Annotated in this window: 18 protein-coding genes; 6 read left to right on the top strand and 12 right to left on the bottom strand. The window is 60.0% G+C overall.

The genetic code is table 11. From position 1 onward, the window contains the following. Window positions 1–111: 111 nt before the first annotated feature. From ACILSI_RS24150 to ACILSI_RS24140, 3 genes are all read right to left on the bottom strand, one after another. Complete coding sequence (locus ACILSI_RS24150; protein ID WP_395724488.1) at window positions 112–354, bottom strand: hypothetical protein; 243 nt, start codon at window positions 352–354, stop codon at window positions 112–114. Window positions 355–631: 277 nt separating this feature from the next. Continuing rightward, window positions 632–2,044: a DUF1501 domain-containing protein gene (locus tag ACILSI_RS24145; RefSeq protein WP_395724487.1), complete on the bottom strand. Its 1,413-nt coding sequence runs from the start codon at window positions 2,042–2,044 to the stop codon at window positions 632–634. A 186-nt stretch (window positions 2,045–2,230) separates the two neighbouring features. Next, on the bottom strand, window positions 2,231–3,217 hold the full coding sequence (locus tag ACILSI_RS24140; RefSeq protein ID WP_395724486.1) for a malate dehydrogenase: 987 nt from the start codon (window positions 3,215–3,217) through the stop codon (window positions 2,231–2,233). A gap of 162 nt (window positions 3,218–3,379) precedes the next feature. Between ACILSI_RS24140 and ACILSI_RS24135 the strand changes: the two genes are divergently transcribed. Beyond that, window positions 3,380–5,992, top strand: coding sequence for an Amuc_1098 family type IV pilus outer membrane protein (locus tag ACILSI_RS24135; RefSeq protein WP_395724485.1), 2,613 nt, complete (start codon window positions 3,380–3,382; stop codon window positions 5,990–5,992). 2 nt (window positions 5,993–5,994) lie between these two features. Here the strand turns inward: ACILSI_RS24135 and ACILSI_RS24130 are convergent, their stop codons facing one another. Further along, window positions 5,995–6,276, bottom strand: a complete 282-nt coding sequence (locus ACILSI_RS24130) for a 4a-hydroxytetrahydrobiopterin dehydratase (RefSeq protein WP_395724484.1) — start codon at window positions 6,274–6,276, stop codon at window positions 5,995–5,997. A 99-nt stretch (window positions 6,277–6,375) separates the two neighbouring features. Here ACILSI_RS24130 and lepA point away from each other — a divergent pair, with 99 nt between their 5' ends. Both lepA and lepB read left to right on the top strand, forming a co-directional pair. After that, window positions 6,376–8,172 (top strand): translation elongation factor 4, encoded by a 1,797-nt coding sequence (gene lepA, locus ACILSI_RS24125; protein WP_395724483.1) that lies wholly within the window; start codon window positions 6,376–6,378, stop codon window positions 8,170–8,172. 15 nt (window positions 8,173–8,187) lie between these two features. Further along, the gene (gene lepB, locus ACILSI_RS24120; RefSeq protein ID WP_395724482.1) at window positions 8,188–9,396 is read left to right on the top strand and encodes a signal peptidase I; all 1,209 of its coding nucleotides are present in this window, start codon (window positions 8,188–8,190) and stop codon (window positions 9,394–9,396) included. Window positions 9,397–9,412: 16 nt separating this feature from the next. Here the strand turns inward: lepB and ACILSI_RS24115 are convergent, their stop codons facing one another. The 4 genes from ACILSI_RS24115 to ACILSI_RS24100 form a co-directional block, all read right to left on the bottom strand. Next, complete coding sequence (locus ACILSI_RS24115) at window positions 9,413–10,450, bottom strand: Gfo/Idh/MocA family protein (RefSeq protein ID WP_395724481.1); 1,038 nt, start codon at window positions 10,448–10,450, stop codon at window positions 9,413–9,415. A 171-nt stretch (window positions 10,451–10,621) separates the two neighbouring features. Next, complete coding sequence (rplI, locus tag ACILSI_RS24110) at window positions 10,622–11,113, bottom strand: 50S ribosomal protein L9 (RefSeq protein WP_395724480.1); 492 nt, start codon at window positions 11,111–11,113, stop codon at window positions 10,622–10,624. A gap of 79 nt (window positions 11,114–11,192) precedes the next feature. Beyond that, window positions 11,193–11,744: an NUDIX domain-containing protein gene (locus ACILSI_RS24105; RefSeq protein ID WP_395724479.1), complete on the bottom strand. Its 552-nt coding sequence runs from the start codon at window positions 11,742–11,744 to the stop codon at window positions 11,193–11,195. 18 nt (window positions 11,745–11,762) lie between these two features. Next, entirely contained in the window at window positions 11,763–12,422 is a 660-nt protein-coding gene (locus ACILSI_RS24100; RefSeq protein ID WP_395724478.1) for a hypothetical protein, read from the bottom strand. A 247-nt stretch (window positions 12,423–12,669) separates the two neighbouring features. Here ACILSI_RS24100 and ACILSI_RS24095 point away from each other — a divergent pair, with 247 nt between their 5' ends. The 3 genes from ACILSI_RS24095 to ACILSI_RS24085 all read left to right on the top strand — a co-directional run bounded on the left by ACILSI_RS24095 (window position 12,670) and on the right by ACILSI_RS24085 (window position 15,321). Next, complete coding sequence (locus ACILSI_RS24095) at window positions 12,670–12,999, top strand: DUF5684 domain-containing protein (protein WP_395724477.1); 330 nt, start codon at window positions 12,670–12,672, stop codon at window positions 12,997–12,999. A 94-nt stretch (window positions 13,000–13,093) separates the two neighbouring features. Continuing rightward, window positions 13,094–14,161, top strand: a complete 1,068-nt coding sequence (gene mnmA, locus ACILSI_RS24090) for a tRNA 2-thiouridine(34) synthase MnmA (protein WP_395724476.1) — start codon at window positions 13,094–13,096, stop codon at window positions 14,159–14,161. Further along, on the top strand, window positions 14,158–15,321 hold the full coding sequence (locus tag ACILSI_RS24085) for an FAD-dependent oxidoreductase (RefSeq protein WP_395724475.1): 1,164 nt from the start codon (window positions 14,158–14,160) through the stop codon (window positions 15,319–15,321). The genes mnmA and ACILSI_RS24085 overlap by 4 nt, the downstream gene beginning before the upstream one ends. Here the strand turns inward: ACILSI_RS24085 and ACILSI_RS24080 are convergent. The 4 genes from ACILSI_RS24080 to ACILSI_RS24065 all read right to left on the bottom strand — a co-directional run bounded on the left by ACILSI_RS24080 (window position 15,318) and on the right by ACILSI_RS24065 (window position 20,830). Then, window positions 15,318–17,012, bottom strand: coding sequence for an ABC transporter permease (locus ACILSI_RS24080; RefSeq protein ID WP_395724474.1), 1,695 nt, complete (start codon window positions 17,010–17,012; stop codon window positions 15,318–15,320). The two genes, ACILSI_RS24085 and ACILSI_RS24080, sit on opposite strands and share 4 nt — an antisense overlap. A 12-nt stretch (window positions 17,013–17,024) precedes the next feature. Next, complete coding sequence (locus ACILSI_RS24075) at window positions 17,025–18,722, bottom strand: extracellular solute-binding protein (protein WP_395724473.1); 1,698 nt, start codon at window positions 18,720–18,722, stop codon at window positions 17,025–17,027. Further along, complete coding sequence (locus ACILSI_RS24070; RefSeq protein WP_395724472.1) at window positions 18,719–19,798, bottom strand: ABC transporter ATP-binding protein; 1,080 nt, start codon at window positions 19,796–19,798, stop codon at window positions 18,719–18,721. Before ACILSI_RS24070 ends, ACILSI_RS24075 begins: the two co-directional genes overlap by 4 nt. A 69-nt stretch (window positions 19,799–19,867) precedes the next feature. Then, entirely contained in the window at window positions 19,868–20,830 is a 963-nt protein-coding gene (locus ACILSI_RS24065; RefSeq protein WP_395724471.1) for a hypothetical protein, read from the bottom strand. Window positions 20,831–21,059: the final 229 nt, after the last annotated feature.

The following is a 21,059-nucleotide window of genomic DNA, read 5'->3' as shown; positions in this document are numbered from 1 at the left end:
TGGACACGCTTGAGAGCGCCACAAGGTTCCATCATGCGAATCGGCCACCAACAGCACCCAGGCCGCGAAGAAGACTGGCCCCCAAGTTTTGGCCTTTTTAACCCCTCTTTTTCAACAGGCTGCTAGCGCGACCGGCAGGGGATTCTCGCGCACATACTGCCTGGATTGAACCAGGGTGTCTTCAGCGCGTGTGGCGGCGGATTGGAACATGTCTTTGGCAGCCTGAGTGACTTCCTTGGTTTTGGTGGTCACCTGCTGGGCGGCTTCCTTGGCTGTGGAGGCCAGTTGCTGAGCGAAGTCTTTGCTGGCCGGAGTCGGTTGGTCGAGGAGGAGGGTGTGGAGGGCGGGGTGCATGGAGTGAGTGTGAGTGGGGTTCGGGATGAGAAGGTGCTCTCGTGCCCACAAGTTACCCAGGGCGGCCAGTCCGCGCCATGGGGTGAAACACCCTCTGCCTCCGGCCTGCCTGTCGGATTCCGTTGCCACCCATCGAGCTGTCGCTGATTCATCGCCCAGGCCTTCTTTGTCTCCGGTGAGGCAGAAGTTTGAATTGAACAGGAGATAACAAAGGCAACGAAGATTTTCTGATCTCTGTTTCCTTCGTTTCGTCCTTTAAAACCCTGTTTGGATGGGTTTAGGCGATAATTTCCTTCACCACATGCCCGTGAACATCGGTGAGGCGGAAGTCGCGCCCGGCGTGGCGGAAGGTGAGCTTTTCGTGATCGAGGCCGAGCTGGTGGAGGATGGTGGCATGCAGGTCGTGCATGTGGACTTTGTCCTCGACGGCCATGTGGCCGATGTCGTCGGTGACGCCGTGGGAGAATCCAGACTTGAAACCGCCACCGGCGACCCAGACGGTGAAGCCGAGGGGGTTGTGGTCGCGGCCGGTGCCGTTGTTCTGTGCGTAAGGGGTGCGGCCAAATTCACCGCCCCACCAGACGATGGTGTCTTCCAAAAGGCCGCGTTGTTTGAGGTCGGCAAGGAGGCCGGCGATGGGTTTATCGACGGCAGCGGCGTGGTCGCCGTGCTTGGGGAGGTTGGAGTGTTGGTCCCAGGCGGGGTTGTTGGAGTTGTCGCCGTAATTGACCTGGATGTAGCGCACGCCCTGCTCGGCAAGGCGGCGGGCCATGAGGCACTGGCGGCCGTAGTTGTCGGTGGGTTCCTCATTGATGCCGTAAAGTTTGAGGGTGGCTTCCGATTCGTCGGAGAGGTCCATGGCGCCGGGTGCGTTGGTCTGCATGCGGGCGGCGAGCTCGTAGCTGCGGATGACGGCGTCGATCTCGGTGTCGCCGGGCATGGCTTTGGCGGCCTGCTCGGCATTGAGGGCGCTGAGGAGGCCGAACTGCTTGCGCTGCTGCTCGGGTGTCCAGAAGGTGTTGGCGATGTTTTTGATCGTCGATTCCTTGGCGGGCTGACCGCTGCGACCGACAGGAGTGCCCTGGAACACGGCAGGGAGGAAGCCGTTGCCGTAGTTGCGCGGGCCGCCGTTGCCGAGGCTGGGGCTGATGGTCATGAAGCCGGGCAGGTTTTCATTTTCCGCGCCGAGACCGTACATGACCCAGGAACCCATGCTGGGGCGGATGAAGCTGGTGGTGCCGGTGTGCAGGAAAAGCGTGGCGGGGCCGTGGGCGACGCCTTCAGTGTGCATGCCGTGCAGAAAGCAGAGGTCGTCGATGTGGTGATTGATGTGCGGGAAGAGATTGGAGGCCCAGTGGCCGGTCTCGCCGTGCTGCTGGAAGTCCCACAGCGGCTTCATGACGCGCTGGGGCGCGCCTTTGCCGGTCTTTGCCACGATGCGGGAGTCGGCCACGTCGATGAGCTTTCCGTCGTCTTTGAGCAGGCGCGGTTTGTAGTCGTAGGAATCAACATGGCTCACACCGCCTTGCATGAAGAGAAAAATGACGCGCTTCGCCTTCGGTTGATGATGCGGGCGGCGGTTGGCGAGCGGATTGGCCAGGGCGGCCTGACTTTGCGCCATGGCCTGCCAGGCGAGATAGCCGAAGCCACAGCCGGTGGTCTGGAGGAAGTCGCGTCGGGTGGAAAGCATGGGGCTTTAACGCGAGCGGGAGGGGCGTTTTGCCGAGAGTGGCAAAAAAGTCCCATGCGACCCGGAGGGGAGGCATGGGACGGAGGAGACGGATGGGAAGGTCAAGTAGTGGTCAAAAGGGTCAAGACGGCACCTTTTGGCCTCTTCACCATTTCTTGACAGGCGAAGCCTTGACCGCCGCAGGCGCTACTTCAGCATGTCGGCCACGAAAGAGCGCTCATCGACGAGTTCCTTATTCGTCGCGGCGATCTTGGACTTGGCGAAGTCGTTCATTTCGTAGCCGGTAATGACTTCGTAGCTGCCAGGAGTGGTGGTGCGGACGGGCATGCCGGCCCAGACTTCGGGATCGAAGCCGTAGAGGCCGTTGCTCTTCACGGCGATGGAATGGATCGCGCCAGGAGTGACGAGGGAGCGGACGTGATCGACGAGGGCGTTCGCGGCGGAGGCGGCGGAAGAAGCGCCACGAGCTGCGATGATGGCGGCACCGCGTTTGCCGACGGTTTCGCAGAACGGGCCTTCGAGCCAAGCCTGGTCATTGATGACGGACGCGGCCGCTTTGCCGCCGATGGTGGCGTGCGCAAAGGCGGGGAACATGGTAGGGCTGTGGTTGCCGTAGATAAAGATGTCCTTCACCTCGGTGAGATCGACACCGGCCTTCTGGGCGAGCTGGGTCTGTGCCCGGTTCTGGTCGAGGCGGACCATGGCGGTGAAGCGGTCCGCCGTGAGGCGCTTCGCTTGCGAGGCGGCGATCATGCAGTTGGTGTTGGCCGGATTGCCGACGACGGCGACCCGGGCGTCAGCGGCGGCCACGGCGTCGATGATCTTGCCCTGCTCGATGAAGATCTTGCCATTGTCCTTGAGAAGATCGGCACGCTCCATGCCCGGACCACGCGGCTTGGCGCCGACGAGGAGGATCCAGTTGGCGTCTTTGAAGCCGACGGCGGGATCGCTGGTCTGCACGATGCCCTTGAGCAGCGGGAAAGCGCAGTCATCGAGCTCCATGGCCACACCGGCGAGGGCGGCGAGCGGCTTCTCAAAGGGAGCCTCAATGAGCTGGAGAATCACGGGTTGATCCGGGCCAAACATGGCACCGGAAGCGATGCGGAAAAGGAGGGCGTAACCGATTTGACCGGCGGCGCCGGTGACTGCGACTTTGATGGGGGTTTTCGACATGATTGGAGAGATAAGAGACGGCATCAGAGCAAGATGGGGAAGGGGGGCAACTGCCAGGACGCGAAATCTCCGCAGAAAATGCTTTGGCGAAGCGTCCGGCCCTGATATAAACCTAATTTTTCCAACTCCTTGATGCTCCCGCCCCCTTCCCGCATTCTCCAGATGCCCCGGTTTCGCCTGATTGGCGGAGCCTTGACGATGACTTTGGCAGCTCTGAGCTTCTCGCTAGGGACCATCCGTGCCCAGTCAGTGTCTGCTCTCGCGGAAAAAGAAGCCCGGCGGCGGGCGATCTCGGCAAATAAGGCAATCGATGACATCCAGCGTGGCTATGAACTGATCAATCAGCAGAAGGCCGAGGAAGCGCTGGCGCTTTTTACTACCAGCTACGAAAGCCTGCCCGAAACACCGCTGACACACGAGGCCCGCCTGGCTGCCCAAAACGGCTATGTGGTGGCCGGCTGCATGCACGCCCGCGCCTTGCAGTCCAAGGGGGCGTACAAGCAAGCGGGGGATTTGCTGGACAATCTGCTGACCATCTCTCCCAAGGATTCCAGAGTTGCGGAGTTGAAGCAGCAGTTTGCCGACCCCGACCGCTGGCCACCTGCACTGACTGAAAAGCATATCACGGACGTGCATGAGGTGCAGAAGCTGCTGATCAAGGCTGATTCTTTTCGTGAGCTTGGTGATTACGACAACTCGATCAAGACTTACGAGGATGTTTTGCGCATTGACCCTGCAAACAGCGCCGCCCGGCGTGGTATGGAGTCGGTGGAGCGAGCCAGGCAAAGCTATTTCAAGGCCGCTTATGATCATACGCGTTCCAAGATGCTCAGCGCGGTGGACCAAAAGTGGGAGGATCCGGTGCCGCTAACGGCGCAGGATGTCAGTGTGATGTTTGGTGCCCGTGCTGCGGCTTTAGACAATGAGCAGGGCGGGCGGGAAAAGATCACTCAGAAGCTCCGCACCTTGATTTTTCCCCAGGTGGATTTCGCCGGAGCAACTCTGGATGAGGTGGCCGAGTTACTGCGTGTTCGCAGCCGTGACCTGGACCCGCAGGGGGCGGGCATCAATTTCATTCTCAATGTGCCGCCAGAGTCGCGCAACAAGCCCATCAGTCTGAACCTGCGGGATGTGCCCATGGAGGAGGTTCTGCGCTATGTGAGTGAGATGTCCGGCGTGAGCTACAAGGTGGACGATCATGCGGTGACGTTCGTCTCTCTCAGTGAGCGCAGCGGCGTCATCATCTCCCGTTCCTTCCGGGTCCCGCCGGACTTCATTCAAAACGCTCCGGCGGGGGATGCGGGTGCCGCGGCTCCGGCTGATCCTTTTGGCGCACAGGCACCAGCGGGTGGTGGTCTGGTCATCCGCCGCATGGGCGCAAAAGAGTTTCTCGAGGCTCGTGGGGTCGCTTTCCCAGAGGGTTCTAGCGCCAATTTCAATTCGAACACCAGCACGCTGACGGTCCGCAACACGGTTGCCAACATGGAAATGGTAGAGATGTTCGTCGAGCAGGCGTCGAAAGCCGCGCCGAAGATGGCGGTGATCACCGTGCGCATGCTGGAGGTCAACCAAACCAATCTGGATGAACTGGGTTTTGACTGGCTGCTCGGTGGAGCGGGAACAAATGGCAACAATGTATTTTTTGGCGGTGGCAGCGCGGGCAGTGGCACGCCGTACACGGCTGCCAATTATCCATTCGCAAGCACGCTGGCTACTCCTGCGACGGTGGTCAATGGAGTGACGGTATTTCCTTCGCTGCCCGTTTCCGATGCCCTTGCCGGCCCGTTGCCGTCTGGGATCACCTCATCCTTTACCGGACAAGTTCCGGGTGGATCTGCTCCGATACCGGTGGGCGGAGGCCCGATCAGTTCCGGCTTGCGTTCTGGAACATACGCCACGGGCCTCAATTCGCTAGATGCGCTGCTCAGAACCGGTTCTGCCACGAGCAGCGCCAGTGTGGCACCAGGAGTGCTGTCAGTTGCTGGGGTTTTCACCGACCCTCAGTTTCAGACAGTCATTCGAGGGCTGGCGCAAAAAAAGGGTATAGATGTGAATGCCTCGCCCAGCGTGACCACAAAGAACGGGCTCAAGGCCACGGTGGAGATCACGCGTGAGTTTATCTACCCGACAGAATTCGATCCGCCACAATTGCCACAGGGCGGGGGCGGTCTCACTCTGGGAGGGGGCGGTGGTGGACAACAGATGATCGCCACGCCCACGACTCCGACGGCTTTTGAAATGAGGAAAACCGGTGTGTTGGTGGATGTAGAGCCGGTCATTTCAGACGATGGACGCAGCATTGAACTCACGATCACACCTGAATTGACCGATTTTGAAGGCTTTGTGAATTATGGATCCCCCATTTTTTCTCCGAGTTCTCGTTCACTTCTTCCTATCCAATTAGGTGCGATTGCTGGTGCTGTTCCCGGACTGGCGGGTGTCGCGGCTACCACAGGTTATGTGCCGATCAGTCAGCCGGAGCAGCTCATCACTCCGAACTATATTTTGCAGCCCATCTTCAAAACCCGGAAAGTGGCTACCTCGGTTAAGATTTGGGACGGAGCCACAGTGGTGCTGGGGGGGGCGAAGGTTCAGAAACGCACCATGGTCGATGATCGAATTCCAGTTTTGGGGAATCTTCCTTTTGTCGGGTGGCTGTTCCGCAGTGAGGTCGCGGAAACCGAGACGAAGAATATCATCATCTTTGTGACGGTGGACGTCATTGATCCATCGGGCCAGAAGGTCAACCGGGACACGGCGGCAGTGGCCCGCTGAGTTCAAACCGCGCTGATGTTCCCGGCGAGCGTCACATCGAGGCCGGTCAAACCGCCCGCGCTGTGAGTGGTCAGCCGAACGATGACCTTGCGCCAGCCGACGAGCAGGTCGGGGTGATGATTCAGCGCCTCGGCTTCTTGGGCGATGCGATTCACGAACTCAATGCCTGCCAGGTAGCTGTCGAAGCGGAATTCCCGCACCAGTTCACGTCCCTCAATCTGCCAGTCGGGCAGGGAGGCCAGCGCTATCTGAAGGGTTTCTTCGGAAAGTAATTCGCGTTTCATTCCGCATCCATTCCCCGGCATGGCAAGGGCTGCAAGCATCGCAATTGCATTCCAGACGGCCATGGACTACATAGGCCGCCCCCCTTCCAAGCCCCCCGAATGTCCATTGCCAACACCCGCAACTTCTCCATCATCGCCCACATCGACCATGGGAAAACCACGCTATCGGACAGGCTGCTGGAGACGACCCAGACCATCACGGTAAGGCAGCAGCAGGACCAGCTCCTGGATTCGATGGATCTGGAGCGCGAACGAGGCATCACCATCAAAGCGCATCCGGTGTGCATGAACTACAAGGCCAAAAATGGCCAGATGTACAAGCTCAATCTGCTCGACACGCCCGGACACGTCGATTTCAGCTACGAGGTGAGCCGCTCGCTGGCCGCCTGTGAAGGGGCGCTGCTGCTCGTCGATGCCAGCCAGGGCGTGGAAGCCCAGACGGTGGCCAATCTGAACCTGGCCTTGCAGCAAAACCTGCACGTCGTCCCCATCATCAACAAGATCGACCTCCCGAGCGCCGACATCGACAAGGTCAAACGCCAGCTTGAGGACATCCTGCAGCTCTCGGCGGATGAGGCCGTGCCTGCCAGCGCCAAAATGGGCATCGGCATCGTGGACATTCTGGAAGCCATTGTGGCCTTCATTCCGCCGCCGACAGATCCCGGCGACGGCTACCTGCGAGCCTCGGTGTTTGATTCGATCTTCGATCCGTATCGCGGTGTCGTCAGTTATGTCCGCGTCATCTCCGGCACCATCATTCGTGGTCAAAAAGTGCGACTGATGGCTTCGGGCAACGATTCCGAAATCAAGGACGTCGGCACCTTCCGCCCGAAGATGGTCCCCTGTGAAAAGCTGGAGGCTGGCGACGTCGGCTACATCATCGCCAACGTCAAAACCACGGCTGACGTGAAGATCGGTGACACGCTCACCGAGACTCGCAAGCCTGCTCCCGAGCCGCTGCCCGGCTTCAAAGAGATCCACCCGCTTGTCTTCAGTGGCATTTACCCCGTCAGCACGGATGACTTCGAGGCACTGAAGCTCGCCGTCGGCAAGCTTCAGATCAATGATGCCGCGTTCACCTTCATGGCGGAAAGCTCCGCCGCGCTTGGTTTCGGCTTCCGCTGCGGCTTTCTCGGACTGCTGCACATGGAGATCGTCCAGGAGCGTCTGCGCCGTGAGTTCAACATGGACGTCATCTCGACGTATCCATCCGTCATTTATGACGTGCGGAAAACTGATGGCACCGAGCTTCAAGTGGACAATCCCACCTTCCTGCCGCCCGCGAACGAGATCGACGAAATCCGTGAGCCGATCGTGAAGGTGAACGTCATGATTCCGAATGAGTACATCGGCGACATGATGCAGCTCGTTATGGATAAGCGTGGCGTGGTGAACAACACCGAGACTCTCGACGACCGTCGCGTGCTCCTGCACACCGTCATGCCGTTGAACGAGATCCTCGTGGACTTCAATGACAAGCTCAAATCCATCACGCGTGGCTACGGCAGCATGGATTATGAGCACGCCGGTACCCAGGCGGCGGAACTGGTGAAAATGGACATCCTCATCGCCAGCGAGCCGGTGGATGCCTTCTCCTGCATCGTCCACCGCAGCAAGGCCGAGAGCCGTGGCCGTCAGCTCTGCGCGAAGCTGAAAGAAGTCATTCCTCAGCAGCTCTTTGTCGTCGCCATCCAGGCCGCCATCGGAGGCAAAATCATCGCTCGTGAATCCATCAGCGCCCTGCGCAAGGACGTGACCGCCAAGTGCTACGGCGGGGACATCTCCCGCAAACGCAAGCTGCTGGAGAAGCAGAAAGAGGGCAAGAAGCGCATGAAATCCATCGGCCGCGTGAACATCCCGCAGGAGGCGTTCATTGAAGTTTTGAAGAACAATTGACCGTTTTCCATCGTCATGCTTTTCCTCACTCCCCGCTACCTCAAGCACGCCAAGCTCCTGCACAAGGGGGTGACGCGTTTCATCAACTACAAGCGCGACGTGCTGCCCTCGGCGAAGTTGGAGGAGATCACCACACTGCGCACGAGCCTGGAGGATGCGATGAAGTCACGGGACCGTGCTCGCATCGACACGCTCACCACCGAGATCAACAACACCTGTGAGAGGGCGCTGCCGCATGCGGCGACCTCTGAGATCGCGGACAACATCGAGGTGTTCTTCGTCGCCATCGTCATCGCGCTGGGCATTCGCAGCTACATCGCCCAGCCCTTCAAGATTCCCACCGGCTCCATGCAGCCCACGCTTTACGGCTTGGTGGCGGAACACACGGAGGAAGACGCGACGCCGAACATCTTCGTGCGCTGCAAGGACTGGGTGACGGGCCGCAGCTACTTCAACGTGGTGGCGAAACATACCGGGGTTCTTCGCGACAGGGAACCGCTTACTGAGCACAGCTTCCTCGGCTTCTTCGCGCACTGCCGACTGCATTTTGAAGATGGGGAAACGCAGTGGATCTGGGCGCCCAAGGCCCAGCTAACTACCGTGCGGCACAATTTGGGCCTGTTTCAATACGCGGGAGCCGCGCCGAAGGAGAACCCCATGTACACGCCTGACAACAGCCGTCGCTATTACGAGGGCTCGCTGGCTGGCAAAACCATCACCGAAGGCCAGCTTCTTGCGCGTGGCACGGTGGACACCGGGGACCATGTGTTGGTGAACAAGTTTGCCTACCATTTCCGCCGCCCGGTGCGCGGGGAGGTGTTTGTTTTCACCACGAACAACATCAGCGCCATCGGCGTGCCAGAGGAGCAGGGTTCGCAGCACTACATCAAGCGTCTTGCGGGTGTGCCTGGGGATGAGTTGGAAGTCGATTCGCCTCTGCTCAAAATCAACGGCAAGCTGGCCGAGGAAGCGGGATTCAAGCGCGTGATGAGCGGCACGGAAAGCCAGCCCGTGAATGGCTACAAAGGCTACGGCCCAGCCGCCAGTGTGGGCGGCTCGTATGAGCATGTCAGGCTCCGCCTCGACCAGTATTTCGCCATGGGAGACAACAGCTACAACAGCTCCGACAGCCGCGTGTGGGGTGCAGTGCCGGAGCGCAACCTCGTGGGTCCGGCACTGTTCTGCTATTTCCCGCTGGGAAGAAATTGGGGCTTGATTCGCTGAGAAGCCAAACCTTGTTTTACCCAAGGTCCGCGATTTTCACCGGCTTGCCACCGAGTTCAGCACTCTTGTCGGAGGCGAAGATGACCTCGAAGCTCTTGAGCGATTCGGTGAAGCTGGTCAGCGGCATGTCCTTGCCCTCGTCCAGGGCGTCGAAGAAGGCCTGGAACTGGCTTTGATACGGATGGTCGCTCACATCACCGGAATCGAGCATCTTCATGGAGAGCTTGCTCCACGCGTGCTTGTCCGTGTGCAGCTTCATGGAGTGGAACTTGTCGTCCAGCAGGCTACCTTGGCTGCCGCAGAGGTGGGTGTGGAAGTAGTAGGGCTGGAGGCAGTCCACCACGGCGGCGGCTTTGCCGATGCTGCCGTTCTTGAAGTGGATGAGGGTCACGCTGGTGGTGTCGTACTCGTAGGGCTTGAAGATGTCGCTCTTCGATTTGGTGGAGAAGCTGGTGACGCTGTCCACTTCGTTGCCCATGACCATGAGCAGGGCGTCGAGCGCGTGACAGCCTGCGGTGAGCAGGGCGCTGCCGCCGTCCTTCTTGCCCGTGTTCCAGCGGAACTGGCCGTACCAGGGGCCGATGCCGTGATAGTAATCGACCTCGCCATAGTGCAGGGTGCCGAGCAGGCCCTCGTCGATGAGCGCCTTGGTGACTTGGAACTGGTTGGAGAAGCGGCACTCAAAGCACACGCAGCCCTTCACGCCGTTGGCTTTGGCGGCGGCGGCGATTTCGCGCACTTCCTGGAGAGAGTTCGCCATCGGCTTTTCCAAGATGATGTGTTTCTTGGCGTTCGCGGCGGCCACGGCCTGGTTGCGGTGCTGGCTGGGGTAGCTGGAAATATCAACGACATGAATGTCCGGGTTGGCGAGCATCTCATCGAGGTTGCAGTAGCTCTTGATCGGGGAGCCATGCTTCGCGGTCAGTTCTGCGTCATCCAGTTTACGGGAGGAATAGATCGCGGTGACCTGGCCCTGGGTGGTCTTGTTGATAGCCTCGATGTGGGCGCTCGCGGCCCAGCCGTATCCGATGATTCCGACGTTGTATTTCTTCATGATTCGATGTGTGGATGCTCCAAAGTGACGTGTGGCATGTCAATACACTATTGCCGAGCTGCTTTTTCGGTTCTTTTCAGCGTGAAGCTGATATTTTCGTGCCGAAGGTGACAAACAATGAGGCCGCCACGCTTGCGCAGGGCGGCCTCATGATAAGACAGAGTTGTCAGCTTACTCGGCGGAGTCTTCCCCTTCGGCGGAAGAATCGCCAGCGGCGGTGACGGTCAGCTTGATCGTGGCGGACACTTCGTGGCCAAGCTTGACCTCGATTTCGAAAGCACCGGTGTTCTTGATCGGACGCTCCAGAACGATCTGGTGACGGTCGATCTCCATTCCAGCCTGTTCGGTGATGGCCTTGGCGATGTCCATGGTGGTGATCGCCCCGAAAGCCTTGCCGCCCTGGCCGGTGGCGAGGGTGAGCTTGAGCTTCGTTTTCTTGAGCTTGCTGGCGACTTTTTCAGCCTCGGCAACTTCCTTGGCCTCACGCTCGGCACGGACGGCCTTGAGACGCTCGGTGTAGCGAAGATTGCCTTTGGATGCCTCGTAGGCCTTGCCTTGCGGCAGGAGGAAGTTACGGGCGAAGCCGCGCTTCACTTTGACGACATCAGCCTCGGCTCCGAGACCTTTGATTTTTTCTTTGAGAATGACTTGTGTGGTTGCCATGGCGACGAGATCCCTGGGGGAAAAGGGGCGCGAGAATACATGCCTCCTCCCCCCTGTCAAAGGCGGAGTTCGGGTTCTTTTAACCCAGGTGAGATAAAGCCAGCAGTGCCAGAACGCTGACGCTGTCGCGGATACGGCCGTCACGCGCCATTTGAATCGCCTCGGCGAGTGGCAAACGCAGCACTTCAAGCTCCTCCGTATCCTCCGGCTGCGCCTGGGCAAAGGTGAGCCCCGTGGCGATGAAAATGTCACAGGTCTCGTTGCTGGTGGAGTTGGAAAGCTGGATGCCGGAGAGCAGTGGCTCGATTTTCTCGGCCACGATGCCGGTTTCCTCCAGCAGTTCGCGACGCGCGGCATCCTCGGTGGATTCACCCGCCGGGCAGCCGCCTTCGGGGATCTCCCATTCGTAACGCTCGTGGCAGTAACGCCATTGGCCGACGAGCCAGGTGAAGCCCTCGTCATCCACGGGAATCACGCCGACGGCGATGTTCTTGTACTCCACCACGCCATAGATGCCGGGTCCGCCCGTCGGTTTGATGACCTGATCCTCGCGCACGCGAATCCAAGGATTCGCATAGGCCTCGCGGGTGGAGACAGTTTGCCACGGGTTCGGATGTTCAGGTAAAATCATGGTCCAGGAGTCAAGCGGTCAAGGTTGGGTGGAAAGCAAGAGGCCGTCGGATTCGACTTTGGCCTGCTTGATCGCCTTCAGCACGGGACCAATCGTCGGGTGCGCCTGGTAAGGACCGAGATAGCCATACATCTGCATGCCTTTGAGCATGCCCTCAGGCACCGTTTTGCCAGGGATGCGCACGGCACTGACCTTCGTGTCCGGCCCCAGGGCGGTCATTTCGATGGCGAAGTCGATCTCGCCGACGAGGTAACGCTTCGTGTCCTCCCAGAACTTGGCGGTGTTCATGGGCAGGCTGGCATCGGTGATGATGAGGCTCTTGGCAGCATCGAGTGACTTCACCCGCAGCATGTCCTTGTAGGTGCCGTTGCCGCCATCCGGGGCCAGCAGGAGCAGGGCGTTCAACTCGGCCACTGAGAGCTTCAAGGCCGCTGTCTGGCCCGCGTTCGCGGCTTTGGCAAAGTCGGCCAGCTTTTGCTCAAGCCCGGGTTGCGGCGGGATCGCGGGCATCACCACCGGCGTCGGCTGCGTCAAGAGGCCGATCTCCTTGTCCATCGTCACCAGTGAATACCAGGACCACCACACGATGAAACCAAACACCGCCGCCACCGCCGTCATGATGATGCAGCCGTAGCCGGAATGGAATTCGCCTGTCGGGGTCTTTTCAAATCGTGCCATGCCGCATCTGAATGCGAGGCAGGCAAAGATCAAGCCGGGGTTCTGTCAGCGGTTTTGTCAGACTCCCAGATTCATTCTTGCCAGGTGGCGGGCTTTTTGCTGTCATTGGAGAAATCACTCTAGGAAATCCTTCCGTGAGGATTCGCAATCCAAACCACACATCCATATGCTCACGTATCTGCTTCCAATGCTGCAAGAGGCCAGTGCTGTTAACTTTGAATATTCGGCTCAGGGGAACCTCGGCCCGGTGGGAACCATCATTCTGCTGGCGGTCATTGTTCTCATGGTTGTCGCCATGTGGAAAGTCTTCACCAAGGCTGGGGAGCCTGGCTGGGCTGCCATCGTTCCGATCTACAACATCATTGTGTTTCTCCGCATCTCGGGCAAACCCGTTTGGTGGATCATTCTGCTCATCATTCCTTTCGTGAACTTCATCATCTCCCTGCTCGTTTCGCTGGGGCTGGCAAAAAACTTCGGCAAAGGCGGCGGCTTTGGTGTGGGCCTCTGGCTGCTCTCCCCCATTTTCATTCTCATTCTTGCCTTTGGCGATGCCAAGTTTGTGGGCCAAAAGAGCTGATTTGAGGCAACTTTGAATGGATTCAGGCGCGTGTGCGGGAGACCGCCACGCGCCTCTTCGTTGACGTGCGCGGCCAGCCGCCGATTCTCGCCGCATGAAAATTCTCGCCGCCATGTCTGGAGGCGTGGACAGCAGCGTGGCCGCCGCGCTGCTCGTCCGCGCGGGGCATGACGTGTCCGGCGTGTACATGAAGAACTGGATCAACGAGGAGAACATCATCGGCCACTGCCCGTGGGAGGAGGACATCGTGGACGCCGAGGCCGTCGCCAAGCAGCTCGGCATCCCGTTCCGCGTTGTCAATCTGATGACCGAATACCGCGAGAAGGTCGTGAAATACCTTCTCGAAGGCTACCAGGCCGGCATCACGCCGAATCCCGACGTGATGTGCAACCGCGAGATGAAATTCGGCGTCCTGTGGGATTGGGCGAGCGAACACGGCTTCGAGGCGATCGCCACTGGCCATTACGCCCGCAAAGAAGGCGATCATGTCCTGCGCGGAGCCGACTCGAATAAAGACCAGACCTACTTCCTCGCCATGATGCAGCCGCATCAGGTGGGCATCGCGCAGTTTCCCATCGGCCATCTGCTCAAACCGGAATTGCGTGACCTTGCACGGCAGTTTGGCCTGAAAACGGCGCAGAAAAAAGACAGTCAGGGCATCTGCTTCATCGGCCAGGTCAAAATGGAGGACTTTCTGCGCACCTTCGTGCCGGACAAGCCGGGGCCTATCGTCAATCTCGAAGGCAAGCTGCTTGGCGAGCATCGTGGTCTGCATCTTTACACGCTCGGCCAGCGCAAGGGACATGGAGTCGCCAGTCCGCTGCACAAGCAGGCCTATGTCGTCGTCGCCAAGCGTCCGCAGACGAACGAACTCGTCGTCGCCATCGAAAGCGCCGACACGCCGCTGCTCTGGGCGCGCAAAGCCGTGCTGCACTCCATTTCGAGCACCGGAGAGCCTCTAAGTGACGAGCGCCTGCTGCAAGCCCAGCCACGTTATCGCTGCCCTGCAGGCGATGCCATCCTTCGTCCGCTTGGTGATGGCCGTGCCGAACTCGAATACCAAGAACCGCAACGGGCACTCACCCCGGGTCAAATCTGCGCGCTGTATGAGGGCGAGCGATTGCTCGGCGGCGCAGTGTTTGAATCTATCCAGCACGAATGAGTGCATCCATCCTCATCCTCGGCGGCGGTTGCTTCGGCCTCACGGCCGCGCTCGAACTCCGTGCACGCGGCTGGAAGGTCACGGTGATCGATCAAGGCCGTCTCCCGCATCCAGACGCCGCCTCCACCGACATCAGCAAGGTGGTGCGCATGGATTACGGCAACGACGAACAACATACCGCCATGGGCGAGTGCAGTCTCACCCGTTGGCGGGCCTGGAATGCGAAATGGGGCGAGGACTTGTATCACGAGGTGGGTTTCTTGGTCATGTCGCGGGATGAAATGAAGCCTAGCGGCTTCGAGCACGATAGCCGTCAGTTTCTCACCGCACGCGGCCACAAGCTGCGCCGCACTTCCGCCGCGATGCTGCGCGAGTTGCATCCGGTGTGGAATCACAAGGCCTATCGCGAGGGTTATCTCAATCCCATCGGCGGCTGGGTCGAAAGCGGGCACGTCATCGCCAAACTCGCCGCCGAAGCACGCGCTGCGGGCATTGAGATCATCGGGGAAGTCCATCAGCCTCGTCCGCAGTTTGAGGGCGCATGTTGCGTTGGCATCACATCCAGCGCTCAAAGCTGGAAAGCAGATCACGTTCTCGTCACCGCCGGTGCGTGGACGCCCTCGCTGCTGCCGCATCTGCAAGACGTCATGTGGGCCACGGCGCAGACCGTGTTGCACTTCAAGCCGCACGATCCGCGTCCCTTCACACCACCGCAGTTTCCTGTGTGGGGCGCTGACATCGGCAAAACCGGCTGGTATGGCTTTCCCGCGAACGCTGACGGCCTCGTCAAAGTCGCCAATCATGGCCCTGGTCGTCGCGTGAATGCAAATGACCCGCGTTCACTGCCTGTGGGTGAAGAAGAGCGCTATCGCGCCTTCCTGCGTGAGACATTCCCCTCACTCGCCGAAGCCCAGCTGCATTCATCCCGTGTCTGCCTCTACTGCGACACCTTCGACGGTGCGTTCTGGATCGACCACGATCCCGATCATGCTGGTTTGATCGTTGCCGCCGGTGATTCCGGCCACGCGTTCAAGTTCACTCCCGTCATGGGCGAGATCATTGCCGATGTTGTTGAGCGAAAACCGAATGCTTGGGCGGCACGCTATCGCTCGCGTGAAAAAACCAAGTCCCATTCAGATGGAGCCAGGGCTTCGAGTTAGCCTCTGAACAATGCTCCGAGCTTCTTCCCCAGAATCACTCCCGCTCCTAGAATCGTCACCGCTAGGAAGATCATCGCCCACACGCCGAGGGCTGATGCAAGGTTGGGGCCGCTGCCAAGAGCGAGCACTAGGGAGTAAATCGCCTTCGTGATGGGGAAGTGCGCGGCTTGTTGCGCGAGGATCATGCTGTCGCTGACTTCGAGCATGGCGAATGAAAACGCGAGCAGGCCTCCGGCGACGAGATTCGGAGCGACCAATGGCAGCGTGATGCGCCAGAGGGCTTTTTCGGGTCGAGCGCCGAGGTTTTGCGCGGCTTCTTCGAGTGTGGGACTGACTTGTTGGAAACCAGCGGCGGCGGAACGCACGACGTAGGGCAGTCTTCGCACCGCATACGCGATGACGAGCAGCAGAATCGGATCCTCGCCGAGCATGAGCCAGTGAAAGGGCTGTCCTTCACGCGTCATGGCGAGATAACCGAAGGCCATCACGATTCCTGGCACAGCGAGCGGCAGCATGGCCATCGCATCGAGAATCTGGCGGCCCCAGATGCGGGTGCGCACGGAAACGTAGGCCACGCCGATGCCGAGGACGAGCGCCACGAGCATTGCCAGCGCGGAATATTTCAAACTGTTCGCGATGGAGGACAGCGTGAGTTCGTGGCCGAGCGCGTCGTGGTAATGAGAAAAGGTGAGCGAGTGCGGAATGACGGTGCCATACCAGTCTTTGGAGAACGACAGCAGCACGACTCCGAGATGCGGCAGCACGGCAAGGAAGGTGACACCGGCGAAGAACGCAGTGCAGGCCCAGCCGAGCCATGGGGGTAATTGGATCGTCTCGCGGCCTGTCGTGGCCCGTCCGCCGCCGCTGGCGCTCGAACTGCCAAAGAGCAGCTTGCTCGTGAGGTAGAACAGTGTGCTGAAAACGAGCATCACCGTCACCAAGGCATAGGGGAACGGATTCCCGCTGAGATCATTGATGCTGCGGAAGACCTGCACGGCGGTGACGCGGTCGTAATCAAACAGCAGCGGCACGCCCATCTCCGTGAAGGACCACACAAACACGATCGTGCCGCCAGCGAACACACCGGGCATGATCAGCGGCAGTGTGACCCGCCAGAAGCGACTCCACGCGTTGCAGCCGAGGTTCGCAGCGGCTTCTTCCATGGCCGGGTCGAGGTTCGACAGCGCGGCGGCGGCGTTGAGGTAGATGATCGGATAAAGATGCAGCACCTCCATGAGGATGATGCCCAGCATGCGCTGCTGACCGAGCCAGTCGGTCGGATGCATCGCATCCATGAGGCCTAGATTAATCAAGAAGCTGTTCAACGCCCCCGCCTGGCCCAGCATGGCCTTGATGCCGATGGCGCCGACGAAGGGCGGCAGGATCATTGGCATTAGCACGAGCGAATTGAGCAGCGCACGGCCAGGAAACGCGAAACGCACATAACAAACCGCCAGCGGCAGCGCGATGACAAGCGATCCCAACGTCGTCCACACCGCGATGATGAACGAATTCCACAAGCCTTCGCGATACAGCTCGTTGAGGAAGACCTCGGTGATGTATTCCAGCGTGAACTCGTGATTGGGCCCCCTAAACGCCGCCTCCAGCGCCGCCCAGATCGGGTAGGCGAAGAAGCACGCGAAGAACGCGGTCATCACCAGAAAGATCAGCAGCGAAAGGGTTTTGGACATGGGGCGGGAAGATCAGGAGCCACGACGGGCGATCGTGCCGGCGCGGATGAATTGATTGCGAAAGGCGTCGCCGAGTTCGCGGGCTAGGCGGGTTTCCTGAGCTTTGTCACGGGCGGCTAGGATTTTGGCGATGTTGCCAGTGGCGGCCTCGTATTTCACGCGGGTGAGGTCTTCGAGCACGGTGATGGCACGTTCAGGCATGCCGTTGTCGATGATGCGCTTCCAGGCCTCATGCAGTTCATTGTGGGAATCGACGCAGATGACGCGGACCAGGAAACGGATGGCATTGAACGCGGCTCCGGTGCGCTCGGGGTGGTAGGTGAAGGCTTGCGCCTTCTCGAACGGCGCTTCTTTACCATCGCTCATGCGGGCGATGTTTTCTGGCGTGTAAAGATCATGCCGCACGGGCAGGCGACGCAATGCATGCTGACGCGGGCCGCCTGTTTCACCGACGCGGAAGCTCCAAAGCTTCTGTCCGGGATCGCCGAGCACAAACTCGATGAACGCCGTGGCGATTTCAGGATCGGGCGCACCGCGCAGCAGGCCGATGGGATCGACGCTGATCGAAGTTCCGCCGAGCGGCGCGATGAAACCGACGCGTGAGGTGCCATCGGCCCTGCGCACGTCTTCTTCGGCGGAGCGGCCATAGAAGTCGATGCACATGCCCGCTCCGGCATCGCCACGGGCGACTTCGAGCGGGATTTTCGTGGAGAAGTCGGTGAAGTAACGCGCATTGGCGCTGATGCGCAGGATCAGGCGCAGACCTTCATTCCAACCTTCGGCCACGCCTTGGGTTTCGAGCTCTTCAGGCGTGCGTTTGGCATTTGGGACGGTCTTGAGCCGATCAATGGCGATCTGCATCTGCTGTTGGATGAGCATTTCGAGCGCTTTGGTCACGGAACCGCTCTTGCCGGGATCGCTGAGGGCGATCTGGCCGTAGTAGCGCGGATCGGCGAGATCTTCCCACGCGTCGGGATCGTCAGGGATGCCGATGCGGCGCAGCACATCGCGATTGAAGACGATGCCGCTGCTGGAAAGGCACGCGCCGCACCAGCGGCCCTGCGGATCGCGAAACGGCTCGCCGCTGAGCTTTTCGGGGATGCCGTTTTCGCCGAACCAGTCGGGATGTTTCTTCATCAGACCGCTGACGCCAATCGTTGCACCATCACCAGCGACAAGCGTGCCCGCCTTGGCCTGCTGCTCGAAATCATAGGCACCACCGCCAAAGAACACATCCATGCCGGTGCTGACGTTGGATGCGAGGTAGGCTTTGCGTGCTTCATCTCCGGGGGCGGCCTTGGGATTCAAACAAGCCTGCGCCACAGATGGAGACCACGTTTTTTTCAAATCACGCTGCCAGTGCTGCTGAAACGCAGCGCTGGCTTCGGATTTGATGAGCATGGCGATCTCCGAGGTGCCGCCGGGCACACGCCAGTCGATGTAAAGCGTCTGTCCGGTGCTCTGCTTCCAATGCTGGGCGAAGGCATGACCAAACTCCTCGCGGATGCGGTCATGATGCGGCGAGATGATGACGAGGCGGCGGTCATAACGCGCCGGAGCGGTGCTCTGCGCCGGTTTGAGCAGGAAAGGGCCGATCATGGTGAGCAGCATCGCCAGCACGACGGCGAGTTCTTTGCGCCACTGCCGCATCCAGGCGAGCACGGCCTGCGTGCGCGGGTGATCCAGCAAAGCTGTGAGCCGTTCGTTCATTTGCGCAGGATCACGACGTCGTTCATTCCCGCCATGGCGCGGACTTCCTCCTCAGAGGGCGGGCGGATTTCCTGCGGGTTGATTTCACACACTTTCATGAGCGGGCCGTTCTGCACTTGAAGCTGGTATTGCACGGTCGCCCCAAGGTAGGTCGTGTCGATGATCTGGCCGGGGAAGCGGTTGGTGGAGTCGGTGAGGTTGGCAAACGTCATCGCCTCGGGCCGGATGCTCAAGACGACCGGCTGCCCAGGCGAGGGCTGCCAGGAAGTGTCGTTGGTGCGGCCACGCAGCACGCCGAAGGCGGTTTCCACATCGAAATAGCCTGCCCAACTGCTTTCTCGCAGCGCACGGCCTTCGACGAAGTTCGTCTCGCCGATAAACTCGGCGACCATGCGCGTGGCGGGGTTGCGATAGACCTCGGTGGGCGTGCCGACTTGAGCGATCTTGCCCGCTTCCATGATCGCCATGCGGTCGGCCATGCTGAGAGCTTCATCGCGATCATGCGTGACGTAGATCGCGGTGAGGCCGTGCTGTTTGCAGATGTTTCTGATTTCACTGCGCATCTCCAGGCGCAGTTTGGCGTCGAGATTCGAGAGCGGCTCGTCGAGCAGCAGGCATTTGGGCCGAATGACTAACGCACGGGCCAGCGCGACACGCTGCTGTTGGCCGCCGGAGAGCTGCTGGATTTTGCGGGAGCCAAGGCCATCGAGTTTGACCTGCGAAAGCGCTTCAGACACACGGTGCTCGATCTCCTTGCGCGGCCTTTTGCGCTCTTCGAGTCCAAAGGCCACGTTTTGCGCCACGTTGAGGTGCGGCCAGAGCGCGTAGCTTTGAAACATCATGCCCGTGCCGCGTTTGTGCGCGGGCAGGCGGGTCACATCCTCGTCATCGAACCAGATTTTGCCTGCATCCGGCGTGTAGAACCCGGCGATATGCCGCAGCAGCGTGGTTTTCCCGCAACCGCTGGGGCCGAGCAGGAAAAACAGCTCCCCGGCTTCAATCTGCAAATCGACACTGCTGAGGACAACGCTGCCGCTGAAACGTTTGGTGAGTTCCTGGATCGTGATGGTGACCATGCGGCGTGATTTACCGCACGTTTTACGAGAGCGTGATGGCAATGGCAAGCCTCGTGGCCTCAGCAGGCTTCATTCCTTTTCCGCTATTTCCGCAACCCAGCCAGTGGAGACAACGGAGTGGATGTTTGCCCAGCCGGTCTTCGTGTCCGTGGTGCTCATGGTCAGCAGCAGGGTGAACATCCCGCCCCCTGCATCGCGAAGCATGCGGGCGGCGGGAGAGACGCTGAGGGAGTCAGGAGTCGCGTAGGCGGCCAGTGTGGAGCGCTCATCCGGGTGGGTGAGTGTGAAAGAGAGCGCTCCCGCCACGGGCGCGACGGCGGTGGAGGGCTTGACGGTAACGCGCAGCAGGACCGGCCTTGTCGCGCTGACTTGAGGCAGATCGGCAAAGCGTGACTCTCCCCAGGCGCTGAAGCTCTCCCAGTCGAGGCGGTAGCCAGCTTCCGTCTTTTCCAGAGCCGCAAGGCGGCTGCTGCCATCGGCCATTTTCACCGGCGTGACCAGCAGGCTGCCTGCGGTGCCAAATTGCGGACCGATGCGCAGCGGCACGGCGGGCACGATGCGGTTTTTCTGCGACCAAGTGCGATGACGGGGAAGTGATTGATCTGGATGTCGTAGCAGAGTGGCCAGAGCATCGTCAGAGGGAGACTTGAAATACTGGCGTAACACCGTGGCGGCTTTCTCAAACTCCTCGCGCACTTTGTCGGCGGCCATGGCCTGTGGCATTGGCGGAGGTGTTGCGGCGGACTTTTTCTCAGGTTGAACGATCGCAGTGCTTGCCGACGCAGCTTCAGCATGAGTAGCGGCTGCTGCCGGAGGCGTGGTCTCTGCTTTTCTCTCCTCTTGAAGCACGGTGGCTGCTTTTTCGAGGCTGGTGACGAGTTGATCGTCAGCCACAGGGAGCTGGGTGCGGCTGCTCACCATTCGAGTGACGAGGCCCAGTGCCGCCAGGGCGACAAAGATCGTGGCGATGACGGGCCCGCGCGAGCGTCGGCGCTGAGTGGGAAGACTGGAGTAAGGGCTGCGACGGACCATGGGAAAGTGATCTGGTGCCCCTGGAAGCAGGCGCTTCAAACGCGTGATGGTGTCGTAATCGCCACATGGCGGAAATGTAACCCGTCGCGTTTCGACAGCACGGCTTAGCAGCCTGTTGAAAAAGAGGGGTTAAAAAGGCCAAAACTTGGGGGCCAGTCTTCTTCGCGGCCTGGGTGCTGTTGGTGGCCGATTCGCATGATGGAACCTTGTGGCGCTCTCAAGCGTGTCC

This window comes from Prosthecobacter sp. (assembly GCF_044232965.1).
Lineage (GTDB): Bacteria > Verrucomicrobiota > Verrucomicrobiia > Verrucomicrobiales > Verrucomicrobiaceae > Prosthecobacter.
The sequence above is the reverse complement of the archived record's forward strand: the minus strand, read 5'-3'. Positions and strand labels throughout refer to the sequence as shown.

Excerpts from the sequence above, each read along its gene's own strand:
- lepA (WP_395724483.1), top strand. The coding sequence starts at position 6,376 with ATGTCCATTGCCAACACCCGCAACTTCTCCATCATCGCCCACATCGAC.
- ACILSI_RS24065 (WP_395724471.1), bottom strand. The coding sequence starts at position 20,830 with ATGGTCCGTCGCAGCCCTTACTCCAGTCTTCCCACTCAGCGCCGACGC.
- ACILSI_RS24070 (WP_395724472.1), bottom strand. The coding sequence starts at position 19,798 with ATGGTCACCATCACGATCCAGGAACTCACCAAACGTTTCAGCGGCAGC.
- ACILSI_RS24080 (WP_395724474.1), bottom strand. The coding sequence starts at position 17,012 with ATGTCCAAAACCCTTTCGCTGCTGATCTTTCTGGTGATGACCGCGTTC.
- ACILSI_RS24100 (WP_395724478.1), bottom strand. The coding sequence starts at position 12,422 with ATGGCACGATTTGAAAAGACCCCGACAGGCGAATTCCATTCCGGCTAC.
- mnmA (WP_395724476.1), top strand. The coding sequence starts at position 13,094 with ATGAAAATTCTCGCCGCCATGTCTGGAGGCGTGGACAGCAGCGTGGCC.
- ACILSI_RS24145 (WP_395724487.1), bottom strand. The coding sequence starts at position 2,044 with ATGCTTTCCACCCGACGCGACTTCCTCCAGACCACCGGCTGTGGCTTC.
- rplI (WP_395724480.1), bottom strand. The coding sequence starts at position 11,113 with ATGGCAACCACACAAGTCATTCTCAAAGAAAAAATCAAAGGTCTCGGA.
- ACILSI_RS24135 (WP_395724485.1), top strand. The coding sequence starts at position 3,380 with ATGCCCCGGTTTCGCCTGATTGGCGGAGCCTTGACGATGACTTTGGCA.
- ACILSI_RS24140 (WP_395724486.1), bottom strand. The coding sequence starts at position 3,217 with ATGTCGAAAACCCCCATCAAAGTCGCAGTCACCGGCGCCGCCGGTCAA.
- ACILSI_RS24130 (WP_395724484.1), bottom strand. The coding sequence starts at position 6,276 with ATGAAACGCGAATTACTTTCCGAAGAAACCCTTCAGATAGCGCTGGCC.
- ACILSI_RS24075 (WP_395724473.1), bottom strand. The coding sequence starts at position 18,722 with ATGAACGAACGGCTCACAGCTTTGCTGGATCACCCGCGCACGCAGGCC.
- ACILSI_RS24085 (WP_395724475.1), top strand. The coding sequence starts at position 14,158 with ATGAGTGCATCCATCCTCATCCTCGGCGGCGGTTGCTTCGGCCTCACG.
- ACILSI_RS24115 (WP_395724481.1), bottom strand. The coding sequence starts at position 10,450 with ATGAAGAAATACAACGTCGGAATCATCGGATACGGCTGGGCCGCGAGC.
- ACILSI_RS24150 (WP_395724488.1), bottom strand. The coding sequence starts at position 354 with ATGCACCCCGCCCTCCACACCCTCCTCCTCGACCAACCGACTCCGGCC.
- lepB (WP_395724482.1), top strand. The coding sequence starts at position 8,188 with ATGCTTTTCCTCACTCCCCGCTACCTCAAGCACGCCAAGCTCCTGCAC.
- ACILSI_RS24105 (WP_395724479.1), bottom strand. The coding sequence starts at position 11,744 with ATGATTTTACCTGAACATCCGAACCCGTGGCAAACTGTCTCCACCCGC.